At 63.1% G+C, this 24,103-nt stretch carries 26 protein-coding genes and 1 pseudogene; 13 read left to right on the top strand and 14 right to left on the bottom strand.

Annotated features, from left to right (window positions below):
- Positions 1 to 3 precede the first annotated feature (3 nt).
- The gene (gene dapE, locus LB555_RS13270) at positions 4 to 1,197 is read right to left on the bottom strand and encodes a succinyl-diaminopimelate desuccinylase (protein WP_224683034.1); all 1,194 of its coding nucleotides are present in this window, start codon (positions 1,195 to 1,197) and stop codon (positions 4 to 6) included.
- A gap of 125 nt (positions 1,198 to 1,322) precedes the next feature.
- Between dapE and LB555_RS13265 the strand changes: the two are divergent.
- Positions 1,323 to 2,364: pseudogene (locus LB555_RS13265) on the top strand (2-dehydropantoate 2-reductase).
- Here the strand turns inward: LB555_RS13265 and LB555_RS13260 are convergent.
- The 4 genes from LB555_RS13260 to dapD all read right to left on the bottom strand — a co-directional run bounded on the left by LB555_RS13260 (position 2,264) and on the right by dapD (position 4,774).
- Entirely contained in the window at positions 2,264 to 3,040 is a 777-nt protein-coding gene (locus LB555_RS13260; RefSeq protein ID WP_224683033.1) for a hypothetical protein, read from the bottom strand. The pseudogene LB555_RS13265 and the gene LB555_RS13260 overlap by 101 nt on opposite strands.
- A gap of 69 nt (positions 3,041 to 3,109) precedes the next feature.
- Entirely contained in the window at positions 3,110 to 3,493 is a 384-nt protein-coding gene (locus LB555_RS13255; protein ID WP_027143826.1) for a DUF805 domain-containing protein, read from the bottom strand.
- Positions 3,486 to 3,848 (bottom strand): DUF805 domain-containing protein, encoded by a 363-nt coding sequence (locus LB555_RS13250; RefSeq protein ID WP_140711703.1) that lies wholly within the window; start codon positions 3,846 to 3,848, stop codon positions 3,486 to 3,488. Before LB555_RS13250 ends, LB555_RS13255 begins: the two co-directional genes overlap by 8 nt.
- Positions 3,849 to 3,919: 71 nt before the next feature.
- Positions 3,920 to 4,774, bottom strand: a complete 855-nt coding sequence (gene dapD, locus LB555_RS13245; protein ID WP_015314427.1) for a 2,3,4,5-tetrahydropyridine-2,6-dicarboxylate N-succinyltransferase — start codon at positions 4,772 to 4,774, stop codon at positions 3,920 to 3,922.
- A 142-nt stretch (positions 4,775 to 4,916) separates the two neighbouring features.
- On the opposite strand from dapD, the gene LB555_RS13240 reads away from it, so the two are divergent.
- A complete protein-coding gene (locus tag LB555_RS13240; RefSeq protein ID WP_015314426.1) occupies positions 4,917 to 5,765 on the top strand; it encodes an LOG family protein in 849 nt (282 codons plus the stop codon).
- 105 nt (positions 5,766 to 5,870) lie between these two features.
- Here the strand turns inward: LB555_RS13240 and LB555_RS13235 are convergent, their stop codons facing one another.
- Positions 5,871 to 6,575 carry a pyrimidine 5'-nucleotidase gene (locus LB555_RS13235; RefSeq protein WP_224683032.1) on the bottom strand — a complete coding sequence of 235 codons (705 nt, stop codon included), beginning with the start codon at positions 6,573 to 6,575 and terminating at the stop codon, positions 5,871 to 5,873.
- A gap of 163 nt (positions 6,576 to 6,738) precedes the next feature.
- On the opposite strand from LB555_RS13235, the gene LB555_RS13230 reads away from it, so the two are divergent.
- The 3 genes from LB555_RS13230 to LB555_RS13220 all read left to right on the top strand — a co-directional run bounded on the left by LB555_RS13230 (position 6,739) and on the right by LB555_RS13220 (position 9,306).
- Positions 6,739 to 7,500, top strand: coding sequence for a GGDEF domain-containing protein (locus LB555_RS13230; RefSeq protein ID WP_224641912.1), 762 nt, complete (start codon positions 6,739 to 6,741; stop codon positions 7,498 to 7,500).
- Positions 7,501 to 7,684: 184 nt separating this feature from the next.
- A complete protein-coding gene (locus tag LB555_RS13225) occupies positions 7,685 to 7,870 on the top strand; it encodes a hypothetical protein (protein WP_140615216.1) in 186 nt (61 codons plus the stop codon).
- Positions 7,867 to 9,306 (top strand): GMC oxidoreductase, encoded by a 1,440-nt coding sequence (locus LB555_RS13220; RefSeq protein ID WP_140711697.1) that lies wholly within the window; start codon positions 7,867 to 7,869, stop codon positions 9,304 to 9,306. Before LB555_RS13225 ends, LB555_RS13220 begins: the two co-directional genes overlap by 4 nt.
- Before the next feature lie 228 nt (positions 9,307 to 9,534).
- Here the strand turns inward: LB555_RS13220 and LB555_RS13215 are convergent, their stop codons facing one another.
- The 3 genes from LB555_RS13215 to LB555_RS13205 form a co-directional block, all read right to left on the bottom strand.
- On the bottom strand, positions 9,535 to 10,503 hold the full coding sequence (locus LB555_RS13215; protein WP_140660141.1) for an amino acid ABC transporter permease: 969 nt from the start codon (positions 10,501 to 10,503) through the stop codon (positions 9,535 to 9,537).
- Entirely contained in the window at positions 10,500 to 11,804 is a 1,305-nt protein-coding gene (locus LB555_RS13210) for an NAD(P)/FAD-dependent oxidoreductase (RefSeq protein ID WP_224683031.1), read from the bottom strand. Before LB555_RS13210 ends, LB555_RS13215 begins: the two co-directional genes overlap by 4 nt.
- A 79-nt stretch (positions 11,805 to 11,883) precedes the next feature.
- Complete coding sequence (locus tag LB555_RS13205) at positions 11,884 to 12,648, bottom strand: transporter substrate-binding domain-containing protein (protein WP_083883137.1); 765 nt, start codon at positions 12,646 to 12,648, stop codon at positions 11,884 to 11,886.
- Positions 12,649 to 13,071: 423 nt separating this feature from the next.
- Here LB555_RS13205 and LB555_RS13200 point away from each other — a divergent pair, with 423 nt between their 5' ends.
- Positions 13,072 to 13,518, top strand: a complete 447-nt coding sequence (locus LB555_RS13200) for an Lrp/AsnC family transcriptional regulator (RefSeq protein ID WP_224525312.1) — start codon at positions 13,072 to 13,074, stop codon at positions 13,516 to 13,518.
- A gap of 135 nt (positions 13,519 to 13,653) precedes the next feature.
- Here LB555_RS13200 and LB555_RS13195 read toward each other — a convergent pair whose 3' ends face one another.
- A complete protein-coding gene (locus tag LB555_RS13195) occupies positions 13,654 to 14,286 on the bottom strand; it encodes a TetR/AcrR family transcriptional regulator (protein ID WP_015314415.1) in 633 nt (210 codons plus the stop codon).
- 104 nt (positions 14,287 to 14,390) lie between these two features.
- Between LB555_RS13195 and LB555_RS13190 the strand changes: the two genes are divergently transcribed.
- The gene (locus tag LB555_RS13190; protein ID WP_140660138.1) at positions 14,391 to 14,795 is read left to right on the top strand and encodes a VOC family protein; all 405 of its coding nucleotides are present in this window, start codon (positions 14,391 to 14,393) and stop codon (positions 14,793 to 14,795) included.
- A 66-nt stretch (positions 14,796 to 14,861) separates the two neighbouring features.
- On the opposite strand, the gene phhA is transcribed toward LB555_RS13190, so the two are convergent.
- Positions 14,862 to 15,698 carry a phenylalanine 4-monooxygenase gene (gene phhA, locus LB555_RS13185; RefSeq protein WP_224683030.1) on the bottom strand — a complete coding sequence of 279 codons (837 nt, stop codon included), beginning with the start codon at positions 15,696 to 15,698 and terminating at the stop codon, positions 14,862 to 14,864.
- A 133-nt stretch (positions 15,699 to 15,831) separates the two neighbouring features.
- Between phhA and LB555_RS13180 the strand changes: the two genes are divergently transcribed.
- Complete coding sequence (locus LB555_RS13180) at positions 15,832 to 16,308, top strand: Lrp/AsnC family transcriptional regulator (RefSeq protein WP_015314412.1); 477 nt, start codon at positions 15,832 to 15,834, stop codon at positions 16,306 to 16,308.
- Positions 16,309 to 16,418: 110 nt separating this feature from the next.
- Positions 16,419 to 17,984 (top strand): magnesium-protoporphyrin IX monomethyl ester anaerobic oxidative cyclase, encoded by a 1,566-nt coding sequence (gene bchE, locus LB555_RS13175; RefSeq protein WP_224683029.1) that lies wholly within the window; start codon positions 16,419 to 16,421, stop codon positions 17,982 to 17,984.
- Between the two features lie 8 nt (positions 17,985 to 17,992).
- Here bchE and argB read toward each other — a convergent pair whose 3' ends face one another.
- The 3 genes from argB to LB555_RS13160 form a co-directional block, all read right to left on the bottom strand.
- Positions 17,993 to 18,886: an acetylglutamate kinase gene (argB, locus tag LB555_RS13170; protein WP_140712454.1), complete on the bottom strand. Its 894-nt coding sequence runs from the start codon at positions 18,884 to 18,886 to the stop codon at positions 17,993 to 17,995.
- 155 nt (positions 18,887 to 19,041) lie between these two features.
- On the bottom strand, positions 19,042 to 20,541 hold the full coding sequence (locus LB555_RS13165; protein ID WP_224584109.1) for an amidase: 1,500 nt from the start codon (positions 20,539 to 20,541) through the stop codon (positions 19,042 to 19,044).
- A 100-nt stretch (positions 20,542 to 20,641) separates the two neighbouring features.
- On the bottom strand, positions 20,642 to 21,073 hold the full coding sequence (locus LB555_RS13160; protein WP_015314408.1) for an SgcJ/EcaC family oxidoreductase: 432 nt from the start codon (positions 21,071 to 21,073) through the stop codon (positions 20,642 to 20,644).
- Between the two features lie 181 nt (positions 21,074 to 21,254).
- On the opposite strand from LB555_RS13160, the gene LB555_RS13155 reads away from it, so the two are divergent.
- The 4 genes from LB555_RS13155 (at position 21,255) to msrB (ending at position 24,021) form a co-directional block, all read left to right on the top strand.
- Positions 21,255 to 21,794, top strand: a complete 540-nt coding sequence (locus LB555_RS13155; protein ID WP_140615195.1) for a sigma-70 family RNA polymerase sigma factor — start codon at positions 21,255 to 21,257, stop codon at positions 21,792 to 21,794.
- Positions 21,791 to 22,513 (top strand): anti-sigma factor domain-containing protein, encoded by a 723-nt coding sequence (locus tag LB555_RS13150; RefSeq protein WP_224683099.1) that lies wholly within the window; start codon positions 21,791 to 21,793, stop codon positions 22,511 to 22,513. The genes LB555_RS13155 and LB555_RS13150 overlap by 4 nt, the downstream gene beginning before the upstream one ends.
- Positions 22,514 to 22,734: 221 nt before the next feature.
- Positions 22,735 to 23,292 (top strand): fasciclin domain-containing protein, encoded by a 558-nt coding sequence (locus LB555_RS13145; protein ID WP_015314405.1) that lies wholly within the window; start codon positions 22,735 to 22,737, stop codon positions 23,290 to 23,292.
- A gap of 225 nt (positions 23,293 to 23,517) precedes the next feature.
- Positions 23,518 to 24,021, top strand: coding sequence for a peptide-methionine (R)-S-oxide reductase MsrB (gene msrB, locus LB555_RS13140; RefSeq protein WP_015314404.1), 504 nt, complete (start codon positions 23,518 to 23,520; stop codon positions 24,019 to 24,021).
- Positions 24,022 to 24,103 lie beyond the last annotated feature (82 nt).

Raw genomic sequence — 24,103 nt, 5'->3', positions numbered from 1 at the left:
TGATCAGCCCTGTCCGAACCAGTCGTCGATGAAGCGCTGGTAGATCCGCGTCAGCGTTTCCAGATCGGCGATGGCCACGCGCTCGTCGACCATGTGCATGGTCTTGCCGACCAGGCCGAATTCGACCACCGGGCAATAATCCTTGATGAAGCGCGCATCCGATGTGCCGCCGGAGGTGGATAGCGCCGGCTTTTTGCCGACCACCGCCTTGACCGAGCCGCTCAGCGTCTCGACCAGCCTGTCGTCGCGGGTCAGGAAGACGTGGCTCGGCCGGTCGCGCCAGACCAGCTCATAGTCGACTGGCGTCTTCTTGCCCGGCCGGTATTTCTTGCGCCCAGCCGCCTGATCGAGGCGGTTGCGGATTTCCGCCTGGACCGTCTCGGCCGTCCAGCTGTCGTTGAAGCGGATGTTGAAGGTGGCGGTTGCCTTGGCGGGAATGACGTTGGTGGCCGGGTTGCCGACATCGATGGAGGTCACCTCGAGGTTGGTCGGCTGGAAATCCTTGGTTCCCTTGTCGAAGACGGGATGCAGCAAGGCGTCCACCAGGCCCATCAGGCCGCGCACCGGGTTGTCGGCAAGCTGCGGATAAGCGGCATGGCCCTGGCGGCCATTGACGGTGATGCTACCCGACATCGAGCCGCGCCTGCCGACCTTGATCATGTCGCCGAGCGTGTCCGGATTGGTCGGCTCGCCGACGATCGAGGCGTCCCATTTCTCGCCTTTGGACGCGGCCCATTCGAGCAGCTTGACCGTGCCGTTGATGGCAGGCCCTTCCTCGTCGCCGGTGATCAGCAGCGAGACCGAGCCCTTCGGGCCGCCATTCGCCTCGATGTGGCGCGCCACCGCGGCGATGAAGCAGGCAATGCCGCCCTTCATGTCGACCGCGCCGCGGCCATACATTTCGCCATTGGCGATATCGGCGGCGAAAGGCGGATGCGTCCAGGCGGCTTCGTCGCCGACCGGCACCACGTCGGTATGACCCGCGAACATCAGATGCGGGCCATTGCCGGAGCGCCGTGCATAGAGGTTCTCGATGTCGGGCGTGCCGTCTTCGGAGAACACCGGCCGATCGACCAGGAAGCCGAGCGGCTTCAGCATCGCCTCCAGCGCGCTCAGCGCGCCGCCTTCGGCTGGTGTCACCGAGGCACAGCGGATGAGAGAGGCAAGGTTTGCGGCGGGGTCAGTCGGCAGCGTCATGGCAAAAGCGATAGTCGAAAGCGAATGGCCTGTCACGGCCAGACATAGGGCCAAGCCAATGGCCGACGATACCGCCGACATTATGGTTTTCATGTCGTATAGTTCTGGCTGATGCGGAGTAAGAGATGGCAAACGGCGAAAAGAGGATCGTCATCGCCGGCGCCGGCAGCATTGTGTTATGCCGGCGGCTGCCTGGCGCTCGCCGGGCGGCGGGTTGTCCTGCTTGCCAGGCCGCGCATCGAGGCAGCGCTCCGGCAGGGCGGATTGCGCGTCAGCGACCTCGAGGGCCGCGATCGCCTGATCAAGCCGGCAGAGCTTGCCGTCACCGCCGATCCGGCCGCGTCCTTGCCGGGGGCCGATGTGATCCTGGTCACCGTCAAGAGCGGCGCGACGCGGGAAATGGCGGCACTCATCAAGGCCCATGCCCGTCCCGATGCCGTGGTGGTGAGCCCGCAGAACGGCGTCGACAACGCCGACAGGCTGCGCGCGGTGCTTGGCCCGCGAACGGTGCTGGCTGGCATGGTGCCGTTCAATGTCGTGCAATCAGCCGATGGAGAGCTGCCGTTGCGCGTCCACCGCGCCAGCGACGGCAAGGTTATGGTCGAAGAAGGCAATGTCGGCCTTGCCGACCTTCTCGACACCGAAGGCCTGGCTGTCGAAACGCGTGGCGATATGAAGGCCGTGCTGTGGGGCAAGCTTCTGATGAACCTGAACAATGCGCTGGTGGCGCTGTCGGGCCTGCCGCTGGCAACTGAACTCGCTGACCGGCGCTGGCGGCTGATCCTGGCCAGCCAGATCGACGAGGCCTTGCTGGCGATGAAAACCTCCGGCATCGAGCCGGCGCGGATCGCCGGCCTGCGCCCGACGCTGCTGCCGAAGGTGCTCAGGTTGCCCGACTGGCTGTTCAAGCTCCTGGCCCGGCGCATGCTGGCGATCGATCCCGAGGCGCGCTCGTCGATGTGGGACGATCTGCAGCGTGGCCGGTCGACCGAGATCGACGACTTGCAGGGCGCTGTTTTGCGGCTCGCTGAAAAAGCCGGTACGCCGGCGCCGACGGTCCAGCTTATCAGCGCGCTGGTGCGCGCGGCGGAAGCCGAGCGGCTTGGCTCGCCAAGCCTGGTGCCGGAGAAGGTTGTGGCGCCGCCGTCCGGCCGTCGATCAACGTGATCTTCTGCCAGATCTTGCGCGACAGGTTGGACGCCAGGTTCTCGATGTCGTTGACGCCGTCGATGACGACGGCGTCATTGACGGATTGCGCGAACAGCGCCGCGATCTTGCCGGTGATCGACAGCATTTCGGAGCAATAGTCGAGATAGCGCGCGAGATCCGCGGCATTGGTGAGACGGGCCGGCGAATGCGCCGTCGGCTTGAAGCTGGCCGACAGCGCCGCCGGATCCTTGGTCAACTGGTGCATGTCGATGACATGGATCAGCGATCTGAGGCCGTGCAACTGGCGAAACACCTGCTTGCGCTTGATGCGCTCCTCGGTGCGGATCAGGGCCAGGAAGCCGAGCACGGCGAGGATGATCATGTTGATCGTGGCTTCGATGCCTTGCACCGACTGGACCGCGTCGTCGGCCTGGGAGATGTGAATGAGCGGCAGGATGGTGCCGACGAACAGGAAGATCAGCGCGCCCGCGGTGACGGAGGCGACGATGATGCCACGCAGCCACCATATAGGCGCTTCCAGGGCCTTGGCGGCCTTGGCCAGATCGCGCGACAGCGACACAAGTTCGGCGGCAACGCCGCGCAACCCGGCCTCCGGAAAACGGTCGGCCACACGCCCTTCCAGCCGCTCGGCGGTTTCGATGATCAGTTTCGGATCAAGCGTGCGGTAGCGCATGGCGATCCGATCGGCCCCCTAGGGCATGATGCCGAAAAGTGTGAAGCGGTTTTCCGACGACGTCATGCTCTATTTCTTTGATTCTGCCGGCTCGTTGGTGCGCCGGCCATAACGGTTGGGTCCAGGCTGCCCTGGAAACAGGCACAACACAAGGAAGGCGACGATCGAGACGACCGGCACGAACAGGATCAGCGCGGCGATGCCCGGCTTGTCGAGGTCGTGCAGCCGCTTCACCGCCAGCGCGATGTTCGACCACAGCGAGGCGATGAAGGCGATGAAGAAGATGAACGACCACATGTTGCTCTCGGCCGAACCCTCCGGCACCAGCGTGAAGCGGTACAGCGGAAACGCCTGGATGATGGCGACGAGCAACCCGCCGAGAAAATAGGCCGCGCGGCTGACGCGGCCCGAGGTCTTGAAGAAAAGCCAGTTGAGATCCGATCTTTCAGGCAAGCGGGTCCGATCCATATTGATTGGCACCCCTGGTGCCTTCGAGAATGCCGAGTTCGACCAGCAGCCAGATGCCGCCGATGACGGGTACGAAGCCGATCAGCGTCCACCAGCCCGACTTGTTGCGGTCGTGCCAGCGTTTGGCATAGAGGGCAATCGCGAAATAGATCGATGCCAGCGCGAAGAGGATGCCGATGATGCCGATCTGGGCACCGCTGGCCGTGGTGAAACGCGTGCCGAGGATCGCATCGAGAATGAAAGCAATAATGCCGATAACGATGAATACGCCGATGCCAGCCCAGAACTTGCCCCGGTTGATACGGCCATCAAAGCTTGTGAGCAGATATTTCCAGTCCATGTCACCCCTCCAGTTGAACCAGCGCGGCCGATTGTCGCGCCGGCGGAAGGTGCGCCTGCCCGGCGGAAAGATCAATCGCGCAGCAATTCGTTGATTGAGGTCTTGGACCGGGTCTTGGCGTCGACCCGCTTGACGATGACGGCGCAGTAGAGACCTGGGCCTGGCTCGTTGTTTGGAAATGCCTTGCCCGGTAGCGAGCCGGCGACGACCACGGAATTCGGCGGCACCTCGCCATAGAAGATCTCGCCGGTGGCGCGGTCGACGATCTTGGTCGACTGGCCGATGAAGACGCCCATGCCCAGAACGGAGCCTTCGCGCACGATGCAGCCCTCGACCACTTCGGAACGCGCCCCGATGAAGCAATTGTCCTCGATGATGGTGGGGCCGGCCTGCATCGGCTCCAGCACGCCGCCGATGCCGACGCCGCCCGAAAGGTGGACGTTCTTGCCGATCTGGGCGCAGGAGCCGACCGAGGCCCAGGTATCGACCATGGTGCCGCTATCGACATAGGCGCCGACATTGACGAAGGACGGCATCAAAACCGCGCCCGGCGCGACATAGGCCGAACGGCGCACGATCGACGACGGCACGGCGCGGAAGCCCGCCTTCTCGAAATCGACGGCGCCCCAGCCGTCGAACTTGGACGCCACCTTGTCCCACCACACGGCCTCGCCGGGGCCGCCCTTGATAATCTCCATCGGATTGAGCCGGAAGGAGAGCAGCACCGCCTTCTTCAGCCACTGGTTGACATGCCACTTGCCGTCGGCCTGCCGCTCGGCGACGCGGGCGGTGCCGCGGTCGAGCAGGTCGAGTGCCGACTGGATGGCGTCGCGCACCTCGCCGCGGGTCGCGGTCGAAATGGCGTCGCGTTCCTCGAAGGCCCTGTCGATGGTCTTTTCGAGGCTCGCCAGATCGGGCTTCGACATGAATTTGCTCCATTACCAAGCTGTTAAGGGCTGCGCCTTAACCTGTTTAAAAGTCGCGCGGACCCTATGTTAAGGTGGAATGGGGGTCAATCGCGCCAGCGTCATGGGACGGCGCAAGTAAAGGAATGGACGGGTGGATTCGATGACTCCCATGGAAAAGGCGGGATGGACGCCGCTGCCGCACTCGGATGAGGATCTGGAGCGGTCGAAAAGCGTGCCGGACACGCCGCAAACGCGGGCCGAGACCTACCGCCTGGCCTGGAACGATCCCGACTTCATGACCCGGCGCGAGCTGCGCGCCGTCAGGCTGCAACTGGAACTGCTGAAGCCGGAAATGATCCTCGCCGAGCGCGGCATTCGTTCGACCGTGATCCTGTTCGGCGGCGCGCGCCTGCCGGAGCCCGGCGGCGAGGCCTGGGCGGCCAAGAACGAGATGCAGAAGAAGAACCTTGAGGAAAACAGCAAATATTACGAGGAGGCGCGCAAATTCGCCCGCCTCTGCTCGCAGCAGTCGGCCACGTCATATTATCGCGAATATGTGGTGGTGACCGGTGGCGGTCCGGGCGTCATGGAAGCGGGAAACCGCGGCGCCGATGATGTCGGCGCGCCGTCGATCGGGCTCAACATCGTGCTGCCGCACGAGCAGGCGCCGAACCCCTATGTGACGCCGGAGCTCTGTTTCAACTTCCACTATTTCGCCATCCGCAAGATGCACTTCGTCATGCGCGCCAAGGCCGTGGCGGTGTTTCCCGGCGGCTTCGGCACGATGGACGAGTTCTTCGAGACGCTGACGCTGATCCAGACCGGACGCATGGAGCGCGTGCCGGTGATCCTGTTCGGCAAGTCCTTCTGGAAGCGGGCGATCGACCTCGACTTCCTCGCCGAGCAGGGCACGATCAGCCCGGGCGACCAGGACATCATCGATTTCGTCGACACAGCCGACGAAGCCTGGGGCATCATCAGCCGCTTCTACAAGCTAGGGAGTGAGTGAGTGAGTAGGCAGTGGGAATTAGTGAGTAGGGATTAGTCAGTAGTGAGCGAGCGAAAGGTGTGCTCCTCCACTACTCACTACTCACTACTCACTACTCACTACTCACTACTCACTACTCACTATTCCTGTCAAAAATTCCGCGAGATCGTCGGTGACGTAGTCGACGTCGTCTTCCTGCGCCGGGTCGCGTTCCCAGATTTCCGAGAAGGTCGGCTCGAAATTGCGCGGCACCACGAGAACCGTGGTCATGCCCAGCGACTTCGGCACGGCCAGGTTGCGGGCGAGGTCCTCGAACATCACCGCATTGTGGCCGGTGACGGCGTGCAGTTCGGCGAACTTCTCGTAGGTCTGGCGCGCCGGCTTGGGATTGAGGCCGGCAGCGACGATATCGAAAATGTCGTCGAAATGGTCGAGGATGCCAAGTTGGCGCGCGGTGCGCTCGGCATGCCTGCGGTCGCCATTGGTGAAGATGAATTTGCGGCCGGGAAGCTGGCGGATGGCGGTGCCGAGAACAGGATCGGGCACCAGCCACGAATAGTCGATGTCATGGACCTTCTCCAGAAAGTCGTCGGGATCGATGCCGTGGCGCGTCATCAGCCCGTTCAGCGTCGTGCCGTATTCGCGATAGAGCTCCTTCTGCAGCTTGCGCGCCTCCTCGCGCGGCAGCGCCAGCAGTTCCCCGACATAGGCGGTCATCTTGACGTCGATCTGGGAGAACAAATTCGAGTGATGCGGGTAGAGCGTGTTGTCGAGGTCGAACACCCAGTCGGTGACATGGGCGAAGCGGGCGGGATCGGGAAGCGTGCTCATGCGCTCCTTATGGCATGAAACAGGGATTCTGAAAGGGACTTTATCCACAACTTATGCGCGTCGAGAGTGGCGGAAATGGCCTCACGATTCAAATTTTAGCCATCCCGGAAAGGTGGCCTTCAGGGCTTGCTGGCACAGAGACAAGTCCTGTGGGGAGCCCGCGATGAACAGCATTATTCTCAAATCCGCCGCCATCGCCTTCGCCTCCGTCGCTGCCTCGCTCCTGCTGACATTGATCATCGTCCCAGCGATGGGATTCCCTATCACGCGCACGATCTGGCTGACGTCGACGGTCTGTCCGCTCGTCCTTGCCTGGACGGCATGCGCCGGCACGTTCTGGCAGAGCGACAGGTTGAAAAATGCCCATCGCGAATTGGCCCGTGCCCATGCCCAACTCGCCGCGGCGCACCGCCGCCTGGCGGAAAAGGCGAGCCGCGACGACATGACCGGCATGCTCAACCGGGAAAGCTTCTTTGCCGCGCTGGACGGCTCCCGGCGCAAGTCCGACCGCGGCGCGCTGCTGATCATCGACGCCGATCATTTCAAGAAGATCAATGACAATTTCGGTCACCTGACCGGGGACGACGCGCTGCTGTTGATCGCGAGCGCCATCGAGCGCGGCGTGCGCAGCGGCGACGTGCTCGGCCGGATCGGCGGCGAGGAGTTCGGCGCGTTTCTGACCGGAGCCACGGAACAGGAGGCCAAGCGCGTTGCCGAACGAATCCGTCGCGAGGTCGAGCTGATCCGCTTCCGGCCTGTCGATGAGCGAACCATTCCGTTGACCGTCAGCATCGGCGGCACCGTGTGCGGCGAGGATGTCAACGTATCGGACCTGATGCGCGCTGCGGACCGGCGCCTCTACCAGGCCAAGCATGCGGGCCGCAACCTGACGATCCTCGATACCGACATTTCCGAAGCCGCATGAGCGGGTTGGCCAGCACACCCGGCCGGTTAAGAAATCTCTAACCCTGTTTGCATCCGGTTGTGCCGCTTGTCAGGCTTTTTACCGCCTTGAGGCCATGCTTGGCACGATACTGGCTTCCGTGACGATGCGTGTGCCGTTCGGGGAATGTCATACGCGCATCGAAGTCCCAGCCGAGAGGCCTGCCATGAGTTTCTTGATCAAAAAAATGTCGCGCCGCACGCTCGTGCAGGCGCTGATCGCCCTGCCTGCCCTGTCCTTGTTCCGCAAGCTGCCTGATGCCGACGCCACCCATGCCGGTTCATCCCGGGCCAATCCCGACGAGATCGTCGAGGTCAATGGCTGGATCCTGAAGCGGAGCGACCTGGCATGATCTTCGACAGCTACGAGGCGTATCGCGCCGCCAATTTCGCGCCAAAGGTCTGTGTCCTTGGTTCCGGCCCCGCCGGCACCACGATCGCCAGGAAACTTGGCGCGGCCGGCATCCCGGTCGTGGTGCTGGAAGCCGGCTCGCGGGAATTCAGCGACGAGTCGCAGGATTTCTACCGCGGCACGACGGTCGGCGATTCCTACTTCGATCTCGATATCACGCGGTTGCGGTTCATGGGCGGCAGTTCCAATCACTGGGCCGGTTGGTGTCGCGTGCTCGACAAACAGGATTTCGAGCCGAAAGCCTGGGCACCGGACACCGGCTGGCCTATCCGGCGCGCCGACATCGAACCCTATCTTGCGGAAGTGCGCGATATCCTCGACCTTCCCGATTTCCGGCCAGATGTGCCGATCTCGGACGACATTCGCTGGGTGCAGCTGATCAAGAGCCCGGCGGTCCGGTTTGCAGAAAAGTTCGGCGACCAACTCGACCAGAGCAAAAACATCGCCGTCGTGCTCAACACCTACGCCACCGAGCTTGCCGGAGATGGCAAACGCGTGACCGGCGCCAGATTATGGTCCAACGGGCAGGACGCCGGCTCGTTCAGCGCCGACTATTTCATCGTCTGCACCGGCGGACTGGAGAATTCCCGGCTGCTTTTGTGGTCCAACCGGCGCTCCAACGGCGGCGTCGTGCCGAACGCGACGGCGCTTGGCCGCTACTGGATGGAGCATCCGACCTTCGAGGGCGGCAACGCCATCCTGGCCGACGACGGCGCGTTCGAGGTCGATGCCGTCAAGGAGGCCTTCTTCTCGCCGATGGCTGCCGCGATGGAACGGCTCAGGATCATGAATTTCGGCATCAGGCTGATCGAGACTCCCTATCCGGGCGTCAAGAGCCTGATCGCTGATCTTGCCTGTACAGCGCCGCACATGGCGGAATGGGTGTCGGGCAAGCTCGACCAGAACCTGCGTTGCGCCGCTCAGCTTTATGTCGCCTGGGAACAGGCGCCGCTGGCTTCGAACCAGATCGAGCTGTCGAAGACCGAGGTCGACCATGCCGGCGTGCCGCGCATCGAACTGCACTGGAAGAAATCGGAACTGGAACGCCGCACCCTTCTCGAAGGCTTAAGGCTGTTCGGCACGACGCTTGCCCAGAAGAACCTGGGCCGGGTGCGCATTGCCGACTGGATCTCGAAGGGCGACGATTATCCGACCAACGAAGAGACGGCGGGCCACCATCATATGGGCGGCACGCGCATGGGCACCGACGTCACCAGGAGCGTGGTGGACGCCAACTGCAAGGTGCATGGCATGGACAATCTCTATGTCGGCGGCTCTTCGGTCTTTTGCACGTCGGGACAAGCCAATCCAACGACGACGATCACCGCGCTCGCCTGCCGGCTGGGTGAGCACCTGAGCAAGGTGGTCACGGTCTGAGCGCAGTCGTCGTCCCTGCTCGGATCACCACCCGTTCTGCCGACGCCAAGGATGGCGCCGGCAGAGGCTCAAAAGCCGTAGAGGGCGATGCGCACCAGCACGGCGGCGACGCCGAGCTTGCCACCATTCGGCGCTTCGTCACCGCCGCGCTCGACCTGCAGCGCGACCAGCTTGTGCGGCTGAAGGCCGAGGCATCGCAGCCGCGCTGATTTTAGGCGTCAAACCTACCTAGCGGTCCGATCGGCCGAAGCGCCGTTCGAGATAGGCCTGGCCGAATTCCAGCGCGATCGACAGGATCCAGTAGATCATCGAGGCCGTGATCAGCATCTCGATATGGCGGAACTCCGTCTGGCCCATCGTGCGGGCGAGATACATGATCTCCCAGACGCCGACGACCGACACCAGCGAGGAATCCTTCAGCATGGCGATGAACTGGTTGCCGGTCGGCGGGATGATGACGCGCATGGCCTGCGGCAGGATGACCAGCGCCATGGTCTGGCCGGGGCTCAGGCCGAGCGCCGTGGCGCCTTCGCTTTGGCCGCGCGGGATGCTTTCGATGCCGGCGCGGAAGATCTCGGTCATGTAGGCGCCATAACACAGCGACAACGCCACGATGCCGGCCGGCACCGCGCCGATCACATAGCCGACCTGCGGCAGGCCGAGATAGATGATGTAGATCTGCATCAGCAATGGCAGGCCGCGAAACAGCGACGTGTAGAAGGTGGCCAGCCCGTAGACGATGCCGTTGCCGGTCAGTTTGGCGATGGCCCCGACAAGCGCGATGGTCGTCGCGATGAGAATCGAGATCGCCGAAATGTAAAGCGTCGTGGTGACGCCCTGGGTGATCAGGAAGCCGACCTTCCTGGCAATGAAGGCAAAGGAGAGGTCGAAGGAATAGAAGAACAGCATCAGCAGCGCGAACAGCTCGATCCAGACGCCAGCGATCTGCTGGCGTCGGGGCAGGAGCAGCAGCAGCTTGCAATTCACCAGAACCAGGAGCGCGATCAACACGGCCGAGAGGGCGCGCGACAAGGCTGGATTGGCCTGCAACCAGTCGGATGCAAGCGGCATCACCGAGCCGATCCAGCTCGACTTGATGCCCATGGCGTAGAGGGCCGCGGCCAGCAGCGCGGGAAAAAGCGCTGCCGCCGCGTGGCGGGCAAGCGCTGGATGGGAGAGCATCAGCCTGCCGATCATGCCGTCACCTTGTCCTTGGTGGTGGCGCGGCGTTCCCGCCACCAGTCCTGCGCCTGCAATTTCCAGTAGGTGAGCTGCGCGGCGGCCAGGCCACCGGCGCCGCCGGCCCAGCTCAGTCCGAATGGCGCGAATTGCCGATACCGGTCCGAAGCGCCCAGAATGCCCTCGGCGACAATTTTTCCAGCAATCGCCGTGGTGTTGAGGCCATGGCCACCAAAAGCGGTGCAGTACCAGACGCCCGATTGCAGCTCCCCGATCTGGGGCATCAGATGCCGGGCATAGGACATCAGCCCCGACCAGGCCAATTCGGTCTTGAGGCCGGCGAGCTGCGGGTAGGTGCCGACCATTTCACGGCGCAATTCTCGCGCCAGCGCGTCGGCGGAAGCGGCACGCGTGGTGATGCGCCCGCCCCACAAAAGGCGATTGCCGCTCTCTACCAGACGATAATAGTCGCCGGCCCGCCTGTTGTCGCCGACGGCATCGGTGGTGGCGACGGCTTGCGCGATGAGGCGGGGAGCCGCCTCGGAAACCATCACATAGGTCGCGATGGGCAGAAAGGCGCGGTAGAGCTGGCCGAACACCGGGCCGGTATAGCCGCCGGTCGCGAGCACGATCTGGGGCGCCCGAAGCGTGCCCTGGCTCGTGCGCAGCATCTTTTGCGGTCCCGACAGGTCGCATTGCACGACCTCGGAACTCTCATGGATCTTGCCGCCCAGCCGCTCGATCTCGTCGGCCAGGCAACGCAGATAGTTGAGCGGATGGATGTGAAAGGCGTTCGGGTCGCGCAGGCCCTGGTGGTAGCGAGCCGACTTCAGCACCGCGCGCACATCTTCGCCGCGCAGATATTGAAGCTCGTAACCATGGTCGCGTGCCATCTGGTCGGCATAGGCCTTCAGCGCATCGCCGCCGTCGTAGCGCAAGACGCTGAGCAGGCCGGCACGCGGCTGGGCGGCCGATATTCCGAGCGCTTCGATGGTGTCGCGCACGAATTCCATGCCTTCGATCGACAGCCGGTGCAGATCGCGCGCTGCCTCCCCGCCGACACGTGCGGCGATAGTGTCGCCGCCGGTGGCGAAGCCGGGCGTGACGAAGCCGCCATTGCGTCCCGAAGCGCCGAAACCGGCGACCTGGGCTTCCAGCACGACGACGTGCAATCCGGCGCGCGCCAGCTGCAGCGCTGTCGTCAGCCCGGCCAATCCGGCGCCGACGACGGCCACGTCACATCGCGTCTCGCCTTTGAGCGGGGGCCGCGTCTTCCGGTCGGTCAGGGTGCGGGCGTAATAGGTGTCCGGATAGGCCATCGACGACTTTGCAGTGAGGGGCATTCATGAGGTGGGGTGACGCCCGCCGGCTGCCGAGGAGGCAGCCGGCGGAATGACATTACTTGGCGCTGTAGTCCTTGCCGTACCACTTCGTGGTCAGCGCGGCGAGCGTGCCGTCCGTCTTCATTTCGGTGATGATGCCCCCGACCTTCGCGGTCCACTCGGGATCCTTCTTCTCGGCGATGACGACGAGCGGCTCGCGGAAGGCGTACTCGCCTTCCAGGATCTTCACGGGATAGCCGTTCTTGATGGCGTTCTGCGCCGTCTGTTCCGGCGCGATCACGGCATTCAGGCGCACGCCGTCGCCAAGCCGCAGGTCATCGAAGGGAAGCATGGAATCGGCGTAGGTGCGGATCTCGCCCGGCTCGAGCTTGTATTCGATGGGAGCCAGGCCAGGCGCGTCGATTTCGAGCTTGCGGCGGATGAAATCCTCCGAGGTGGTGGCAGTCTCGACGCCGATGATCTTGCCGTTGAGATCGGCGACCGACTTCGCGCCGCTGTCCTTGTGCAGGACATAGACGTAGGGGCTGTAATAATAGATGCCGACAAAGTCGATCACCTTGGAGCGGGCTTTTGTCGGCGTGACCGATCCGACGCCAAGGTCGTAGCGTCCCTGCCAGCGCCCGCCGGTCAGCGTCGCCCAGTCGGGCGTTTCGAACGAGACCTCGACGCCAAGCCGCTTGCCGATCTCGCGCGAGACATCGATGTCGAAACCGGCGAGTTCGTTGCTGTCGTTGAGAAAGCTCTGTGGCGGCCAGGCCGCGTTGGTGGCGATGACCATCGCCTTTTTCGACGTGACGCGGTCCAGGGTTTCACCGGCCATGGCTGCCGTCGTGATGGCGAATGTCGCGGCGGCAAGAACGGCCAAATTGAGCAGTTTTTTCAAAGTTATCCCTCCCTTGTGGTTGAACTGATAGGTTGAGTGGCCGACGTCGAACCTCAGCGCTTACGCTGCAGGTTCAACCGGATCGGTTTCGGACTTTGCCCATCACAGCCGAAGCTGATTCCCCCTGATGGACCGGCGTTCGTGACCCCAGACAGTCAGGTCGCAAAAAGAAGGGTTCCACCCGGCGAAATGCGGGATAATGGCGATCGCGCAGTCATTGCGTCCCTTGAGATGACAAAGTGCCGGATACGTTGGCCTTGTTCCGTTCGCCGCTGCCAGTATTGCGGATTGTCGCGGGGGCTGTTCAGCCGATAGGATCGCGCGGTGGTTACTGAGCGGATCGAGCGAGAGGTTTTGTTTGTGGAATTGACCGAGAAGGATCGTCAGTTGCTCGCGCTGATGCAGAAGAACGCGCGTGAGCCGGTCGCGTCACTGGCACGGCAGCTCGGCGTGTCGCGGACAGCGCTGCAGGAGCGGATACAGAAGCTGGAGGCCGGCGGCATCATCGAAGGCTATACCGTGCGGCTGGCCAAGACGGTGGCCCAGAACGCCGTCCACTGTTTCACCCTCGCGTCCCTGAACAACAAGAGCTATCCGGACGTCTCCAGAAGGATCAAGGCGATGCCCTCGATCCAGGCGGTCTATGCCATAACCGGTGAATGGGATCTGATCATCCACCTTGCCGCCGAGACGCTCGAGAAGCTGAACCGGGAGGTGAATGCCTTGAATGAAATCAGCGGCGTCGTCAAAACCGCTTCCCACGTGGTGATGGAGACGAAGTTCAACCGGACCATCTACGCTCTGTAGGAATGGCGGAATGTCCCGGCGGCCGGCCGTTCCACTGGAACTTGTCGATCTGGTAGCCGGTGCGCATCACTGTTTGCAGGTCGAAAGGCACACGGTGGTGTCCTCGACCCCTGCAAACGTGGGCAGGGGACGCGACTAGTTCGGCTGGACTCCGTAGACGGCCAGAAATGCCTCCACCGAGGCATCCGCGTGGCGTTCCAGTTCGGCCTTGGAGCGCCGGTTGCCTCCCGTGAACATGGCTTCATTCATGGGGATCCAAAGAAGCATTCCAAAAAGATGGCTGGCTGCCAGATAGGGATCACTTGTTTGTATCAGTCCTCGACTGGTGAGTTTTTGAAAGCAGGACGCCGTCGAGGCAAGCATGCGCTCAAACCCCTTTTCGTACCAAGCGCGGCCAAGCTGCGGCATTCGATCCGCGTTGGCGATGATCAAGCGCCGCAGCTTCAACAACTCTTCATCCATGAGAACCGCTATCAGACGTCGGGCAAGCTGCTGCAGGCCGCCTTCCATGAATTTCGCCTCGGAAAGCAGCGTCGTCACGGACTCGATGATGTCATTGACCTGGGTAGCGGTTGACAGAACGACTTCGCCAAACAGCGTCTCCTTGTCGGTGAAATGCTTGTAGACGGTCTGCTTGGAGGCCCCCGCCTTGGTGGCGATTTCCTCCATGCTGGTCCCGTCATATCCCTTGCTGGTGAACGCCGCTGTGGCCGCCTGGATGATCTCACGATCCTTGCGAGCCGATCTGGTCTCACCGTCGATTTTCATGGCGCCCTCTTAACCAGTACTAGACGGTACCGTTCTCTCGTGGTAGCCCCATGAAACGGTACTGGACTGACTAGTACCTGTCAACGAAGGCAAGGCTTAGACCGATGACCAAGATGATCTTCATAAATCTGCCGGTGCGGGATCTGCAGGCAGCGACCAATTTCTATCTCGCGATCGGGGGCACGCTCAATCCGCGGTTCTCGAACGACCAGGCCAGTTCGGTCATGTTTTCCGACGCGATCGGGGTGATGTTGCTGACGCACCAGCATTACGGCCAGTTCACAACCCGCCAGATCGGCGACGCCAGGCGTGACAGCCAGATGCTGATCGCACTCACCGCGAGCAGCAAGGACGAGGTCAATGCCACGATCGAGAAGGGCGTCGCGGCCGGCGGCCGCGCCGATCCCAACCCCGCTCAGGATCTCGGCTTCATGTTCAACCGCCACATCGAAGACCCTGACGGCAACGTCTGGGAGCTCCTGTGGATGAACCCCGCTGCCATGCAATAGCCCAGCGCGATCAAAGCGTCCAAAGCGCGTCGCGTTGAGACAGATTCATGCGACGCGCTTTATGTTTTAGACCGTCGCCGGGTCGAGCGCCGGCTTGCTCTTGCGGCGCGCGACGATCGCTTCGAAATCCGCCGTCTGGAAGGCATCGCGCAAGGCGTCGAAGGACGGCAACACGAAATAGGCGCGCTGGAACTTGTCGATCTCGTAGCCGGTGCGCATCACCGTTTCCAGGTCGAACGGTACATGGTGGGCGTCCTTGCTCTCGACAGCGAACTGCAACTCGGTGAACGACGACATCAGACCGGCGCCAAACGCCTTCAGCTTCTGGCCGTTCTCCTGCATCAGGCCATATTCGGCCGTGTACCAGTAGAGCCGGGTGATCATCTCGTCGCCGCCCAGCGCAATGATGTCGCCGGCCTTCTTGCCATACATCTGCATGAAATCGGCAAACACCGGCTGCGAGAGAACCGGCACATGGCCGAAGAAGTCATGGAACATGTCCGGCTCGACGACGTAGTCGAGTTCCTGCTTGGTCCGCAGCCAGTTGGTGACCGGGAAGCGGCGGTTGGCGAGGTGGTCGAAGAACGGTGCGGCCGGGATGAGGCCCGGCACGGCGACGATTTCCCAGCCGGTCAGCTTGCGCAGTTTGGTGCTGACGTCCTCGAAATCGGGGATGCAGTCGAGCAGGCCGAGCTTCTCGACGCCGTCGAGATAGGAGTGATGGGCGAGCTTTTGCGTCAGCTTGGTCTGGCGGTCGCACAGCGTGCGCCACACCGCCTGCTCCTCGGTCGAATAGTCATAAGCCTGCGCCACGGTGAAATCCGCGCGGCACACCGAATAGTCCCCGCGCAACCCTTGCGCCGCGCAGTCGCGGGCGTATTCGGCAACGCTCATCGTCGTCATGGGTTTTCTCCTCGCATCAATGGTTGACGTGCCGCAAGGCTAACCCGATCTGCCGAGGCAATTCGGTTTTGATGGTGGCTCCTCCGCCACATTCGAGATATCATTCACTCACAATCGCATCGGATGAGTGAAAATGCCTCAATTCGACGATTTCGAGATCAAGATGCTGGATGTCCTGCAACGAAACGGTCGCAAACCCGTTTCCGAGCTGGCGCAGGAGGTCGGCCTCTCCACCACGCCCTGCGCCCGGCGCTTCGAGGCGCTGCAGGAAGCCGGCATCATCAAGGGCTTTGCCGCGGTGATCAGCCGCCGCGCCGTCGGCCTGATGGTCGAGGTATTCATCCAGGTGCGCCTCGTCAGCCACAGCGACGGCTCGCCCGAGAGCTTCATTGCCGCCGTTCAGCGCATGGACGAGGTTTCGTCGTGCTGGACCATGACCGGCGACCACGACTTTTTGCTGCATGTCATGGTGCCATCGGTCGACGAGCTCAACGCCTTCGTCATGCATAGGCTGATGCGGCTCGACGGCGTGCGCGACGTCCACACGCAACTGGTGCTGCAGAACATCAAGGGACCCGGCCACGTGCCGCTCGCCCATCTCAGGCGGTGATGCGCATCCGCGTTTCTGCGGAAAAGCTGCAAGCAAACTGCTGAGCTCGGCCCTTTCGGTGGCCAGCTCTCCAACCAGCATGCACGGACCATTCCTCCCGGAGGTCCGCCATGAAAATCGTCCTGATCAATCCGCCGCACACCGCCATCGGCAGCCGCGTGCCCGACGATCACTTGCCGCCGCTTGGCCTGCTGGCGATCGGCGGCCCGCTGCTCGATGCCGGTCATCAGGTGCGGCTCGTCGATGCCGAGTTCGGGCCGATGCCGCTCGCCTCGGTTGTCGCGGAAGCCCTGAAGGACTGTCCCGACTTCGTTCTGATCGGCCATTCCGGCTCGACCTCGGCACATCCGACCGCCTTGTTGATCGCCGGGATGGTCAAGGCGCGCGCGCCGGCGACGATCATCCTCTATGGCGGCGTCTTCCCCACCTATCACTGGCGCGACATCCTGGCGTCAACCGACGCCTTCGACTTCATCGTGCGCGGCGAGGGCGAGGCGACCGTGGTGGCGCTGGTCGAGGCGCTGGAGATGCGCCAGCCGCCGGCAAGCGTTGCCGGCATCGCCTGCCGCGACGATCTTGACCGTCCCTTCGCTACGCAAGCGGCGATGACCATCGCCGACCTCGACGCCTACCGCGTCGGCTGGGAGCTGATCGACCACCGCGGATCCAGCTACTGGGGAGGCAAGCGTGCGGTGGTCATGCAGTTTTCGCGCGGCTGCCCGCATCTGTGCAATTATTGCGGACAGCGTGGCTTCTGGACCCGCTGGCGGCATCGCGACCCAGTCAAGTTCGCCAAGGAGATCGCCTGGCTGCACCGCGAGCATGGCGTCGAACTGATCAACCTGGCGGATGAAAATCCGACGGTTTCTAAAAAGGCCTGGCGCGCCTTTCTCGAAGCCTTGATTGCCGAGAACGTGGCGGTGCTGATCGTCGGCTCGACCCGCGCCGACGATATCGTGCGCGATGCCGATATGCTGCACCTCTACCGCCAGGCCGGTGTCATCCGCTGGCTGCTCGGCATGGAAAACACCGACGAGCAGACGCTGCAATTGATCCGCAAGGGCGGCAGTACCTCGTCCGATCGTGAAGCGATACGGCTGCTGCGGAAGCACGGCATCCTGTCCATGGCAACCTGGGTCGCCGGCTTCGAGGATGAGGGATTTCGCGATCTGTGGCGCGGCTTTCGCCAGCTCCTCGCCTATGACCCCGACCAGATCCAGGCGCTCTATGTGACGCCGCATCGCTGGACGCCGTTTTTCCGCATCGCGCGGGATCGCAAGGTCATCCAGAGGGATGCCCGCCTGTGGGATTACAAGCACCAGGTGCTGCAGATGACCCGGCTGAAGCCGTGGATGCTGTTCTTCTCGGTCAAGCTGATTGAGCTCGCCGTGCAGTCGAGGCCGAAGGCGCTGGCGCGCATCCTGTTCCACCCCGATCCCGAGCAGCGGCATTCGATGCGCTGGTACACGCAGATGGGCCGCCGCGTCTGGTTCCGCGAGATCTGGAGTTTTCTGGTGACCGACCGCCGGGTGAAAGGCGGCCCGACGCTCGCCGAATTCTGGGGCGCACCGCAGGACACCGAGGAGGAATCGATGGTTGTCCGGCGGCCAGGTACAAAGCCGGAGCTTCCCGCAGCCGTAAATCGCGGCCCGTCAGGCAGAAGATTAGCCGGCTGACAAGAGCATTATGGCACGATCAGTGTGCCGGCGCCGTGTTCGGTGAACAGTTCGAGCAGCACCGAATGCGGCGTCTTGCCGTTGAGGATGACGACGCCTTCGACGCCACGCTCGATCGCCTCGATGCAGGTCTCGACCTTGGGGATCATGCCGCCGGAAACCGTGCCGTCCTTGATCAGCGCCTTGGCCTCGGCGACCGTCAACTCGTCGATCAGCTTCTTGTCCTTGTCGAGCACGCCAGGCACGTCGGTGAGGAACAGCAGGCGCGAGGCCTTGCATGCGCCGGCGATGGCGCCGGCGAAAGTGTCGGCGTTGATGTTGTAGGTATGGCCATCGCGGCCGGGCGCGACCGGCGCCAGCACGGGGATCATTTCGGAGCGCGCCAGAAGGTCGAGCAACGTGCGGTCGACCTCGACCGGCTCGCCGACGAAGCCGAGATCGAGCACGCGCTCGATGTTGGAATCGGGGTCGATCATCGTCTTGCGCGCCTTTTCGGCGAACACCATGTTGCCGTCCTTGCCGCACAGGCCGATCGCCCATTCGCCCTCGGCGTTGATCAGCGCGACGATCTCCTTGTTGATCGACCCGGCCAGCACCATCTCGACGATCTCGACCGTCTTCTGGTCGGTGACGCGCAGGCCGCCCTCGAACTTGGATTCGATGCCCATCTTGGCCAGCATGGCCCCGATCTGCGGTCCGCCGCCATGGACGACGATTGGGTTGACGCCGGACTGCTTGAGCAGCGCGATGTCGCGGGCGAAGGCCTTGCCGAGTTCGAGATCGCCCATGGCATGGCCGCCATACTTCACCACGACCGTCTTGTGCTCGTAGCGCTGCATGTAGGGCAGCGCGCGCGACAAGAGGGCGGCCTGCATTTCGGCGGTGGCGGCGACGTCCGACATCGGCGTGGTTCCCTGGTATTTGGTTTTATGCATGTCGTTGTCCCAAACCGCTGGGCACTTTTGGGCGACATGCATCAGGTAAGGACGGCGGCGTCTTAGCGGGAATTGACGCGAGCCGCAAATGGCTTTGCTGTCATAGTCGGTTCACGGTGTCGTCATTGTGACGGCACCATCAGCGGCGCCCGCCGCGTCAACCAGCCCGAGATTTTCTCCATCTGCGCGGCGAGCGACAAAAGTGTTTCCTCGTCGCCCGGCCGGCCGGCGGCCTGGATGCCGAGCGGCAGGCCGGCGTCCGTGACATGGACGGGGAGCGCGATCGACGGCTGGCCGCTGACATTGTGGATCGCCGGCCAATGCGTGAACCAAAGGCTCTTGTCCATCAACTGGCCGAACAGCGGCTTGATCCTGAGCAGCGCGGTGAGGTGCAGCTTGTCGAGCAGGTTTTCGATCAGTTCATCGGCGCCTTTCGGATCCATGGCGCCGCAGGCGAGCGGCGGGTGCGCGATAACAGGCATCAGAACCGCGTCATAGCGCGCGGTCTCCGTGATCAGTTGCCTCGAGGTGGCATGCAGGCGCTGCAGGCCGGCATAGGTTTCGCCGGCCGAGATCATCTCGCCCAACCGGCCAAGCACGCGCGTGGCCCGCTCGATGTCGCCCGTCACCGAGCGGCCGACGCGCAGCGCTTCACCCCGCAACGAGCCGGCGACGGCGGAGGCGACCGTTGTGCAGAAATCGGCGAAGAAATCGCGGCCGATAAAAGGCAGATCGATGTCCTCGACCGAATGGCCGCCCTCGCGGGCGAGTGCCACGGCAATGTCGAGCGCCTTCAGCGTCTCGGCCGAAATCGGCAGGCCCAGCGGCGACTTGCGGTACACCGCCAGCGTGAGCTTGCCGGGATCCCGCGCGGCAGCGGCGGCGAACGAGCTTTTTGGCGGGCGCGCGGCATAAGGCGCGAGCGTATCCGCACCATGGGTGAGGTCGAGCAGCAGCGCGCAGTCGCGCACCGAGCGGGTGACGGCGTGATCGACGACCATGCCGTACCAGCTTTCGCTCACCAGTGGGGACAACGGGACACGGCCGCGCGAGGTCTTGAGGCCGACAAGGCCGCTGCAGGCCGAAGGCACGCGGATCGAGCCGCCGCCATCCGACGCATGCGCCACCGGCACGACGCCGGCGGCAACCAGGGCTGCCGAACCGCCCGACGAGCCGCCGGTGGTGTGGCCGGTATTCCAGGGATTGCGGGTGACGCCAAAGGCCTTGGATTCCGTCATCAGCCGCAGCCCGTGCTCGGGTGACGTCGAGGTGACGATCGGAATCAGCCCGGCGGCGAGATAGCGTTCGGTCATCACCGAGTTGAAATCGGGCACCCAGGCCGGAATGCGGCTGCCGCCATGCGAGGGCACGCCCTTGATGGCGATGCCGAGATCCTTGATGGCGAAGGGGACCCCAGCCAGCGGCAGCGAACGGTCGATGCTCTTTGCCCGGGTCCGTGCCGCCTCGTAGAGCGGCTCGGCCGTGGCATTGATTTCGGGGCGGGTGGCCTCGGCACGGGCGATCGCCGCTTCGGTCAACTCGATCGCCGATAGTTCGCCCCTGCGCACCAGACCGGCAAGGCCGGTTGCGTCTTCTTCCCAAAGGATTCGTTCGACCGACATGTGCGCTCCCCCATTGCTGCCAAGCTAGTCAGCGGCAATTCCCTTGGCAATCCAGGCTGATAGTGTCTCAGTTTGGAGTTTGGCGGCGACTTTTAAACGGCTATCTCCCGGCGTTGGAAGGGGGCGCAATCGCCCCCGGAACAATGTCGGTGTTTTGGGCAACCTTTATCCGCCAGCCCGACTGTTCTTCCTTCAAAACCAGAAGCAGAATGCCTTCTCGTTTTCCGGCGGATGAGCCGTCCGGAGCGGATGCGCCGGTCAGGATCCATGAATAGTGCACCGATGCAATGCCGGAAGACAATTCAACAACTGACGAGACAACACCCTTCAATCGGCTGTCACGAAACATGGTTTCATGAGTTGCGCGGTGCGCCCTTTCGATCTCGGTGCGGTTCTTCCACCACATGCCCACGACATTGACGAAATTGGCGTCGTCGGCGAACAACGCCGCGAAGTCGTTCATATCGTGTCTATTCCAGGCATCGGCAAAGGCAGTGGCGACATCCTCAGGTTTGGCGAGCACCAATCCCATGACAAATCTCCCTTGCTTCGGCTGAAGCGTAGCATGTCGGGGGAAGCGCCTCAAACGCGATTGCCAGCTTTTGACTTCAAACCGGGACACTGTCTCGGGGCAGGTGTGCGGGCGCCGAACTTTAGGTGCACAGCATATTTCCGGCGTTGCAAATACAGCGCAATTGCCTAATTTGGCGCGCATGACGCCGCAGGACATTACCAAGCTGATCGTCCGGACTTCGATGAAAGATCGGGCAGCGTTCGATCTGCTTTACCGGCACACCAGTGCGAAACTTTTCGGCGTATGCCTTCGTGTATTGAACGACCGGGGAGATGCTGAAGAAGCGCTGCAGGAAGTCTTCGTCAAGATATGGACGAAGGCGGATCGCTTTGCTGTCTCCGATCTGAGCCCGATCTCCTGGCTGGTGGCAATCGCGCGCAATCATGCGATCGATCGCATCCGAGCGCGGCGCAAGCCTGCCGCCGATATCGATGCCGCGCTCGACGTGGCCGATCCGGCGCCGGGACCTGAAGCGATGGTGGTGGCGGGCGACGAGACCGAGCGGATCCATCATTGTCTCGATGAGTTGGAGAAAGACCGGGCGGCGGCCGTCCGGGGCGCTTATCTCAAGGGCGAAAGCTATGCCGAACTGGCGGAACGCCACGGCGTGCCGTTGAACACGATGCGCACCTGGCTGCGCCGCAGCCTGATGAAACTCAGGGAATGTCTGGAAAGATGACGCTGGCAGAGGACAACGGACCGGAACGTGGAGGCGACGACCTGTTCGCCGCCGAATACGTTCTTGGCGTGCTGCCGGTCGAAGAGCGGCAGATAGCCTCCAGGCGCATCGACGTCGAGACCGATTTCGCGCGGCTGGTCGACGGCTGGGAAGTTCGCCTGTCGCCGCTGGGCGCGGCCTATCTTGAAATCGAGCCGCCGGCTTCGGTGAAGCCGGCGATCGACCGCCGGCTGTTTTCATCCGCCGCCACCACGCCTGCCGAGCCGCGCGCCGGCCTGTGGTCCAGCCTCGCCTTCTGGCGCGGCCTTGCGGTGGCGGCTGTTGCCGCGCTGGCGCTCTACGTCGCCGTTCCCTATGTCAACCGGCCGGCTGAACAGCCGCAGGCGCGACTCGTCGCTTCGCTGGCCGCCGACGGCAGCGACGTCAAATATCTCGCCGTCTATGATTCCGAACGGCATGAAGTCAGCCTTTCGCATGTTTCCGGCGTGCTCGCCGCCGGCAAGGACTTCGAACTCTGGATGATCGAGGGCAAGAACGCGCCGGTCTCGATGGGCGTCATCCCGGCGGGTGCGACGGCGCATATTGGCGTCTCGCCCACCACGCAGCGGAAACTCGCGCAGGGCGCCGTGCTGGCCGTCAGCCTCGAACCCGCCGGCGGTTCGCCGACCGGGCAGCCCACCGGGCCGGTGGTTGCCGCGGGCGATTTGAAGGGCATCTGATCGAGCCTTCGCACTGGCGGCGCGTGGATAGAACAGGCTCAGTCTATCTCCGTTCCATATGTCTAAATGGACCGGTAGCCGGCGAATTGCCAAGGCCGAAAATACATCCACAGTGAAAATAAATCAAAAATCCGAGAAATATTCTGAAACTCACGCATCTGTGTTCCGTATCTCCTTGCGTCCCCAAAATGGGAAGAGAAAACCCGAGGAGTTTTGATACAATGCGTAGATTCGCCACCCTTTTGCTCGCCGGCACGATCGCTGTCTCCGCGCTTGCCACGGCTGCTTATGCTGAAAACCCGATGGTCGGCGGCGCCGCCATGTTTGCCAACAAGACCATCGTCGACAATGCCGTCAATTCGAAGGATCACACGACGCTGGTCGCCGCCGTCAAGGCGGCCGGTCTTGTCGAGACCTTGCAGGGCGCCGGCCCGTTCACCGTCTTCGCGCCGACCAATGAAGCCTTCGCCGCCCTGCCGGCCGGCACGGTCGAGACGCTGCTCAAGCCCGAGAACAAGGACAAGCTCGTCAAGATCCTGACCTGCCATGTGATTGGCGCCAAGGCGATGGCGGCGGATGTGGTGTCCATGGCCAAGGCCGATGGCGGCACGCACAAGGTCAAGACGGTCGGCGGCTGCGAGCTGTCGCTGAAGGCCGACGGTGGCAAGGTCACCGTCACCGACGAGAACGGCAATGTCGCCAATGTGACCATCGCCGATGTCGAACAGTCCAACGGCGTCATCCACGTCATCGACAAGGTTCTGCTCCCGAAGATGTGATCGGGCGAAAGATGTAACGAGGCGCTTGTCGCGGACGAACCTGCTGCAAGAGCTCTCCGTCGATCGCGCCGTCTCGCTCCCGTGATCCGCAATCGACGCGCGTGCTCCGCGCCGCCCACGATCGAAAGTGGACGGCGCGGAGTGTCGTTTGGGGCAACCGTCACCGGCTTTTGACTTTCGGGCGGCGGCATAGTTTGGCAAAACAGACGACAGGAGGAACTGGTCATGAACCGTCGCGACTTTCTTTTGAGCGGTGCCGCCGCTATCGGCGTCATCGGAACCGCGGCAGCAATGCTGCGCATGGGCAGCCCGCAGGCCGCGCAGGCCGCCGAAAAATTCGAGGTCGCCAAGACCGAGGACGAGTGGAAAGCCATCCTGTCGCCGGCCGCCTTTAACGTCCTGCGCAAGGAAGGCACCGAATATCCAGGCACCAGCCCGCTGCTCAACGAACACCGCAAGGGCATCTTCGCCTGCGCCGGCTGCGACCTGCCGGTCTATCCCTCGGAGACGAAATTCGATTCCGGCACCGGCTGGCCGAGTTTCTGGCAAGAGATCGCCAATGGCATCGGCAAGACCGAGGACCGGTCGCTGGGCATGACCCGCACCGAAGTGCATTGCCGCCGCTGCGGAGGCCATCTCGGCCATGTCTTCGATGACGGTCCGGCGCCGACCGGCCTGCGCCACTGCATCAATGGGGTGGCGCTGACCTTCAAGCCCGCCGCCGCCTGAGGACCCAAAGGCAATAAAAAAACTCCGGGCTTTGCGGCCCGGAGTTTTTTGCGTGGGTCGGAGCTTTCGGGCGTGGACTGGA

Origin of the sequence: Mesorhizobium sp. BR-1-1-10, from assembly GCF_020165595.1 — a bacterium.
Lineage (GTDB): Bacteria > Pseudomonadota > Alphaproteobacteria > Rhizobiales > Rhizobiaceae > Mesorhizobium > Mesorhizobium australicum.
Note: the sequence above shows the minus strand (reverse complement) of the source record. Positions and strands in the feature narration are given on the sequence as shown.